This window comes from Terrabacter sp. P5_B1 (assembly GCF_056400505.1).
On sequence record NZ_JBFULD010000214.1, the window covers coordinates 1 to 7,388 of the forward strand.

A 7,388-nucleotide genomic window follows, 5' to 3' on the forward strand; every position below is an offset into this window, starting at 1 on the left:
CACGGCATACGCCCGCCTGGACGTCCTCGTCAACAACGCCGGCGGCTACTGGGCCACCCGGCACGAGACCGTCGACGGGCTCGAGCGGACCTTCGCCGTCAACCACCTCGCCCCGTTCCTGCTCACCAACCTGCTCCTCGACCGGCTGCGGGCCAGCGCCCCGGCACGCGTCGTCACGGTCTCGTCCGGCGCGCAGGCCATGGGTCGGATCGACCTCGACGACCTGCAGGGAGCTCAGGGGTACAACGGGCAGCGCGCCTACAACCAGTCCAAGCTCGCCAACGTCCTGTTCACCTACGAGCTCGCCCGCCGGCTCGAGGGTTCGGGGGTCACGGCCAACGCCCTGCACCCCGGGGTGGTCCGAACAGCCTTCGGGCAGGAGGACTCCGGGGGGTGGATGCGCCTGATGCTCCCCCTCGTACAGCCCTTCATGAAGAGCCCGGAGCGGGGCGCGGACACCTCGGTCCTGCTCGCCTCGTCGCCACTTCTGGAGCACGTGTCCGGCCGCTACTTCGCGGGCGGCAGGGCCAAGCGGTCGTCGCGGGCCTCCTACGACACCGAGGTGGCGGCACGGCTGTGGCGCGTCTCGGCCGAGCTCGTCGGCATCGATCCGTCCTGACCCCCCGGACGACGCCCCGGACGACGCCCCGGACGACGTCCCGGACCACGCCAGTAGGCTCTGCCCCGTGAGCGAGCGCTACGACTGCACCGATCCCAACGGTCGCGCCGAGGGCATCCCGGCCGCGGCCGCAGCCGTCCGACGCGGCGAGATCGTCGTCCTGCCGACCGACACGGTCTACGGGATCGGCTGTGACGCCTTCGACGCCACCGCCGTCGCCTCCGTCCTCGCCGCCAAGGGACGCGGGCGCGACATGCCGCCACCCGTGCTCATCCCGACCGCGCGCACCGCCCAGGGACTCGCGACCCAGGTGCCGGACTACGCGCAGCGGCTCATGGAGAGGTTCTGGCCCGGGCCGCTGACCCTCGTGCTCAAGGCCCAGACGTCACTGCACTGGGACCTCGGGGAGACGAACGGCACGGTCGCCCTTCGCGTCCCGGACCACGAGATCACCCTCGAGCTGCTCGGGGACATCGGCCCGATGGCCGTCACGAGCGCCAACACGACCGGCGACCCGGCCGCCCGCACCGTCGACGAGGCGGTCGGCATGCTCGGGGAGTCGGTCGGGGTCTACCTCGACGGTGGTGCGGTCAGTGAGGGGCAGCCCTCGACGATCGTCGACTGCACCGGCGAGACCCCGGTGACGCTGCGACTGGGCGCCATCACCCAGGACGAGCTGGACGCGGCGCTCGTGCCGGAGCCCGTGCTCGAGGCGCCCGAACCAGATGCGGGGCCCGAGCCCGTCGCCGAGGTCGGCGACACGACCGACGCCCCGGGGGAGTGGCGCGACGTGTCCGCGACCCAAGGTCCCTCCGACGGCTCAGGCCCGACGCAATAGAGTTGGCTCGCGCTCGCGCCCCACTCCCGACCCACCCGGAGGACTCCCATGGCTGACGACACGTTCTACGGCTCCGACTTCGGCGCCCTGCAGTCCTTCGACCCCGACATCGCGGGGGTGCTCCTGTCCGAGCTCGACCGCATCCGCGGCGGTCTGCAGCTCATCGCGAGCGAGAACATCAGCTCGCCCGCCGTGCTGACAGCGCTGGGGTCGACGCTGTCGAACAAGTATGCCGAGGGCTACCCCGGCCGTCGCTACTACGGCGGCTGTTCCGAGGTCGACAAGGCCGAGACCATCGCGATCGAGCGGGCCAAGGCGCTCTTCGACGCGGACCATGCCAACGTCCAGGCCCACTCGGGTGCAAGCGCCAACCAGGCCGTCTACGGCGCCTTCATGTCGCCCGGTGACACGATCCTCGCCATGGCGCTGCCGATGGGGGGCCACCTCACGCACGGCACGAAGGTCTCCTTCTCCGGCAAGTGGTTCAACGCCGTCCACTACGGCGTCGACCAGCAGTCGGAGGACATCGACTACGACCAGGTCGAGGCGCTCGCCCGCGAGCACCGCCCGAAGGTCATCTGCGCCGGCGGCTCCGCCATCCCGCGCCTCATCGACTTCGAGCGCTTCCGAGCCATCGCCGACGAGGTCGGCGCGATCCTCTGGGTCGACGCGGCCCACTTCATCGGCCTCGTCGCCGGCAAGGCCATCCCGTCGCCCGTGCCGTATGCCGACGTCGTCACCTTCACGACCCACAAGGTGCTCCGCGGCCCGCGCTCCGGCGCCCTCGTGTGCAAGGCCGAGCACGCCGCGGCCATGGACAAGGCGATCTTCCCGATGATGCAGGGCGGCCCGCAGATGCACACCATCGCGGCCAAGGCGGTCAACTTCAAGGAGGCCGCCACCCCCGAGTACGCCCAGTACGCCAAGGACGTCATCGCCAACAGCCAGCAGCTCGCGGCGAGCCTGCTCGAGCTGGGCATCCGTCCGACGACCGGCGGCACCGACACCCACCTGTCGCTGCTCGACCTGCAGGGCGTGGGCGTCACCGGCAAGGAGGCCGAGGAGCGGGCCGACGCGGCCGGCATCGTGCTCAACAAGAATGCCATCCCGTTCGACCCGCAGAAGCCCAACATCGCCTCCGGCATCCGCGTGGGCACGCCGTCGGTCACGACCCAGGGAATGGGCCTGGAGGAGATGAGGCAGATCGCCTCGCTCATCCACCAGGCCGTGACCACGGGTGACGCCGACCCGGACCACGCGGTCAGCAAGCAGGTGCGTGCCGAGGTCACCGATCTCGTGACGCGCTTCCCGGCATACCCTCGCTGAGTCAGCCCACTCGCCAGCGTCGGCGTCAAGCGAAGGTCGGTAGGTGCACGAGTACGTCCTCGTCCTCATCGTGGCCGCTGCGGTCACGTACCTCGCCACACCCTTCGTGCGCAGCGTCGCCGTGGCGTCGGGCGCGTTCACCCCGGTGCGCGAGCGCGACGTCCACAAGACGCCGATCCCGCGGCTCGGGGGAGTGGGCATCTACATCGGGTTCGTGGCGGCCGCTCTGGTGGCCAGGGCGCTGCCCTACCTCGGCTCGCTCTTCTCGACGAAGCAGATCATCGGCGTGGTCGCCGCGGGCGGGATCGTCTGCCTGGTGGGGGCCTTCGACGACATCCGTGAGCTGGACTGGCTGACCAAGCTGGCGGGGCAGATGCTCGCCGCGGGCCTGATGGCCTACACCGGCGTGCAGCTGCTCTCGCTGCCGATCTTCGGCACGACGATCCTGCCGACGCCGGTGCTCGTGCTCTTCACGGTGCTCGTCGTCATCGCCTCGACGAACGCCGTCAACTTCATCGACGGCCTCGACGGGCTCGCCGCCGGCGTCGTCGGCATCGCCGCGTTCGCCTTCTTCATCTACAGCTACCTCGTGTCTCGCTCCTTCGTGCCGGCGAACGTGTTCTCGACGGCCACCTTCATCTGCGCCGCGCTCGTCGGGTGCTGCGCCGGCTTCCTGCCGCACAACTTCCATCCCGCCCGGCTCTTCATGGGCGACTCCGGGGCCCTGACCCTGGGACTTCTCCTGTCGGCGGCGACCATCACCCTGACCGGCAACGTCGATCCCGGACAGATCAGCAACAACGCGGTGTCGGCAGCTTTCCTGCCGATCCTCGTGCCGCTGGCCGTGCTGCTGCTGCCGTTCCTCGACATGGTCCTCGCCGTCGTGCGCCGCACCCGGGCCGGCCAGCGCCCGTGGCAGCCCGACGCGATGCACCTGCACCACCGCATGCTGCGCATCGGCCACGGCCACCGCCGAGCCGTGCTCATCCTCTACCTCTGGGCCGCCATCGTGGCCCTCGGTTCGGTGTCCTTCGTCATCTGGGACGGACCCCGACCGCTCGCGGTCGTCGGGGTGGCCGCCGCGATGGGTGTCGTGCTCACCGTGTGGCTGCCGCGGTGGAGGCCGTCCGAACGCTTGTGATAGCATTCACAAGCGCCTGAGGGGAGTCTGAGAAGACCGTCGCAGGCGCCCGATGTCCTTCTGAACGGAGCCGATCCGAGTCTGATCCGGATCTGCTCGAGCCCCGCCCGCACGACGCCACCCGACGCACCAGGCAGGTTTCCTTGAGCGCCACACCGGCCCGCGACGCATCCCAGTCGGATGCCTTCGCGCAGCTCCTCCGGGGCTCCCTGCTGCCGACGGCCGTGGCCGGTCTCCTGTGTGTGGTCGTCGGGCTGTTCTCGAGCCCCAAGGCCGCGTGGTCTGCCGCGCTCGGCGCCGCCATCGTCATCTTCTTCTTCAGCCTGACGCTCCTCGTCATGAAGCGCACGGCCGACCTGCCGCCCACGACGACCATGATGATCGTCATGGCCACCTACACCTTCAAGGTGCTGGTGCTCGGCATCGTCATGTTCGCGCTGCGCGACGTCACGTGGGCCTCCGGCTACGCGATCGGGCTGTCCGTCACCGTCTGCGCCGTCGTGTGGCTCTTCTTCGAGATGCGCGCCTACAAGCGACTGCGGATCTTCGCCTACGACCCCGACGGCGCTGCCTCGCTGGACGCGAAGCCCGACCGGGAGCAGCGTGATGAGCCGTGAGACCGGAGGTCGACATGACCACACCCTCGACGCCCGAGCCCGACGACCCGACCGAACCGTCGGAGGCGGACAAGGCGGAGGAGCTGCGCGCGTTCAACATCCGCGAGCAGGACTCCGCCTGGCGCGCGGTCGCCTACCTGCTGACGGGACCTCTGGTCTACGGGGGACTCGGGGCCATCGCGGACCACCTGCTGGGAACGTCCTGGCTCGTCGGAGCAGGGATCGTCGGGGGGATGGCCCTGTCGCTCTACCTCATCTGGTTCCGATACGGTACCCATTGAGCCAGCCCGTGAGCGTGAACGCGTTCGTGCCGGCCACCGGCGCATCGCCCGCTGACCCGCGCACGTGCGGATCTGCGCACCCGAGCACCGAACCCCCACCGCTGACGTCCGTCGTCAGCCGAAGCGCCCAGAACCTACCAAGGAGCAACCCGTGAGCATCGTGGCCGCCGCCCCGACGGACTACACCGCCCCCGGCGTCGAGGAGTTCTGGCAGCCCCTCTTCGGCACGGACGGCCCTTGGGCGATCACGCGTCCGATCATCCTCATGGTCGTGGCGACCGGGCTCGTCGTCTGGTGGCTGCTCGCCACGACGAAGAAGAAGGCGCTCGTGCCGAGCCGTGGCCAGATGGGGACCGAGGCCGTCTACGGGCTCGTGCGCAACGGCATCGCCAAGGACCTCATCGGCACCAAGGAGTTCATGCGGTTCGTGCCGCTGCTCTTCGCCCTCTTCACGACGATCCTCGTCAACAACTTCTTCGGCGTCATCCCGCCGTTCAGCTTCCCGACCTTCAGCCGCATCGGCTTCCCGATCGCCCTGTCGCTCATCGTGTGGGTGGTCTTCCACGTCGTCGGCATGCGCAAGCACGGCTTCATCGGCTACTGGAAGTCGCTCGTGCCCGCCGGGCTGCCCAAGGCGATGATCCCCTTCATCTTCTTCCTCGAGCTCATCACCGACCTGTTCACGCGTCCGGTCACCCTCGCCCTGCGACTCTTCGGCAACATGTTCGCCGGCCACATCCTCATCGTCCTGTTCATCACCGGCGGCTGGTACATGCTCACCTCCGGCGGCATCCTCGTCGTCGCCGGTGGCGTCACGTGGGTCTTCGCCTTCGTGATGACGCTCTTCGAGCTGCTGGTCGAGTTCCTGCAGGCGTACGTCTTCACCCTGCTCGCCGCGCTCTACATCGCCGGTGCCGTCGCCGACGAGCACTGAGCCTCCCGCGCGCCCGGCGCGCACCACGACTGCACCACCGCACGAGCACCACAAACCAGCTTCGCCCCCGCCCGTCTGGTAACCGCCAGCCGGACAAGACAAGAAGGAATGGATTACACATGACTGGCAACATCGCCATCCTCGGTTACGGCCTCTCCGCCATCGGCCCCGGTATCGGTGTCGGTCTGATCTTCGCCGCCTACATCAACGGCGTCGCCCGTCAGCCCGAGGCCCGCGGCATGCTGCAGCCGATCGCCTTCCTGGGCATGGCCATCACCGAGGCGCTCGCCATCTTCGGTATCGCCCTCGCGTTCGTCTTCAAGGGCTGACGCCCCTTCCTGGGGCAGCTCGAAGCACCGTTCGTCATTCTCTCTAGGAGACCCGCATGCAAGCAGTGACCGTGACCGCCGAGGGCGGCGAGGGCGGCTTCTGGGCCACCGCGGCACCGATCATCCCGCACCCGCTGGAGTTCTTCTTCGGCCTCGCGTGCTTCGCGATCCTCTACGTGATCGTCAAGCAGAAGGTCGTGCCGCGTCTCGAGCAGATCTACGCCGAGCGCACCGCTGCCATCGAGGGCGGGATGAACAAGGCGGAGGAGGCCCAGGCCCAGGCCCAGGCCGCGCTCGAGCAGTACCAGGCCCAGCTCGTCGAGGCCCGCTCCGAGGCCGCCCGCATCCGTGAGGACGCCAAGGCCCAGGGGGCGCAGATCATCGCCGAGATGCGTGAGCACGCGGCGTCCGAGGCCGCGCGCATCACCGAGACCGCGCACAAGCAGATCGACGCCGAGCGCCAGCAGGCGGTCGTGTCGCTCCGCGCGGACGTGGGGCGCATCTCCACCGACCTCGCGAGCCGCATCGTCGGCGAGTCGCTGCACGACGAGACCCGTCAGAAGGGCATCGTCGAGCGCTTCCTCGCCGAGCTCGAGTCGGGCGACGTCGTCCGTGAGAAGGTCGGGGACCGCTGATGCAGGGATCCTCACGCGCAGCAGCGGTCGCGAGCCGCGATGCGTTCACCGGCGCGCTCGCCGCCGGTGCCGACCGCTCACGGTTGGCCGAGGAGCTCTTCGCGGTCGTCGGACTCCTCGACGGCAGCACGGCCCTGCGCCGCGCCGCAGCCGACACCTCACGTGAGGGCGCGGACAAGGCGCAGCTCGCCGAGCGGCTCTTCGCGGGCAAGGTGAGCGCCGAGACGCTCGTCGTGCTCAAGGGCGTCTTCGCGCAGCGGTGGACCTCCCAGCGTGACCTCACCGACACCATCGAGGCGTATGCCGTCGAGGCCGTCATCGCCCAGGCCGAGGCCCAGGGGCGTGCGGACCAGGTCGAGGACGAGCTCTTCCGCTTCGAGCGGATCGTCGCGGCCGACGCCGGACTGCGCTCTGCGCTGACCGACACGCAGGCCTCCGACGACCGGCGCACCGCGCTCGTCGAGTCGCTGCTGCGCGACAAGGTCGCCCCGGAGACCCTCGGACTCGTCCGCCAGGCCGTGAGCGCCCCGCGGGGTCGCCGGTTCGACCGGACGGTCGAGGGCTACCTCGACACGGCCTCGCACCGCCGCGAGCAGCAGACGGCCACCGTCACCTCGGCCGTGCCGCTCTCCGATGAGGACCGCCGCCGGCTCGCCGCCGGCCTCGCC

10 protein-coding genes are annotated in these 7,388 nt (G+C 69.8%); all 10 read left to right on the forward strand.

Annotated elements, in window-relative coordinates:
• Window positions 1-619 (forward strand): SDR family NAD(P)-dependent oxidoreductase (locus AC1DP0_RS14915; RefSeq protein WP_478085425.1); only part of this gene is annotated, 619 nt, incomplete at its 5' end.
• 67 nt (window positions 620-686) lie between these two features.
• Window positions 687-1,457: an L-threonylcarbamoyladenylate synthase gene (locus AC1DP0_RS14920; protein ID WP_478085427.1), complete on the forward strand. Its 771-nt coding sequence runs from the start codon at window positions 687-689 to the stop codon at window positions 1,455-1,457.
• Between the two features lie 48 nt (window positions 1,458-1,505).
• On the forward strand, window positions 1,506-2,783 hold the full coding sequence (locus AC1DP0_RS14925; RefSeq protein ID WP_478085429.1) for a serine hydroxymethyltransferase: 1,278 nt from the start codon (window positions 1,506-1,508) through the stop codon (window positions 2,781-2,783).
• A gap of 43 nt (window positions 2,784-2,826) precedes the next feature.
• Complete coding sequence (locus tag AC1DP0_RS14930; protein ID WP_478085432.1) at window positions 2,827-3,924, forward strand: glycosyltransferase family 4 protein; 1,098 nt, start codon at window positions 2,827-2,829, stop codon at window positions 3,922-3,924.
• A gap of 143 nt (window positions 3,925-4,067) precedes the next feature.
• A complete protein-coding gene (locus AC1DP0_RS14935) occupies window positions 4,068-4,541 on the forward strand; it encodes a hypothetical protein (protein ID WP_478085434.1) in 474 nt (157 codons plus the stop codon).
• Window positions 4,542-4,555: 14 nt separating this feature from the next.
• A complete protein-coding gene (locus AC1DP0_RS14940; RefSeq protein WP_478085436.1) occupies window positions 4,556-4,822 on the forward strand; it encodes an AtpZ/AtpI family protein in 267 nt (88 codons plus the stop codon).
• 151 nt (window positions 4,823-4,973) lie between these two features.
• Entirely contained in the window at window positions 4,974-5,756 is a 783-nt protein-coding gene (gene atpB, locus AC1DP0_RS14945; RefSeq protein WP_478085439.1) for a F0F1 ATP synthase subunit A, read from the forward strand.
• A gap of 119 nt (window positions 5,757-5,875) precedes the next feature.
• Window positions 5,876-6,085: an ATP synthase F0 subunit C gene (gene atpE / locus AC1DP0_RS14950; protein ID WP_020142944.1), complete on the forward strand. Its 210-nt coding sequence runs from the start codon at window positions 5,876-5,878 to the stop codon at window positions 6,083-6,085.
• A 56-nt stretch (window positions 6,086-6,141) separates the two neighbouring features.
• Window positions 6,142-6,720: a F0F1 ATP synthase subunit B gene (locus AC1DP0_RS14955; RefSeq protein ID WP_478085442.1), complete on the forward strand. Its 579-nt coding sequence runs from the start codon at window positions 6,142-6,144 to the stop codon at window positions 6,718-6,720.
• A partial coding sequence (locus AC1DP0_RS14960; protein WP_478085444.1) for a F0F1 ATP synthase subunit delta occupies window positions 6,720-7,388 on the forward strand: 669 nt, incomplete at its 3' end. The genes AC1DP0_RS14955 and AC1DP0_RS14960, both read left to right, overlap by 1 nt.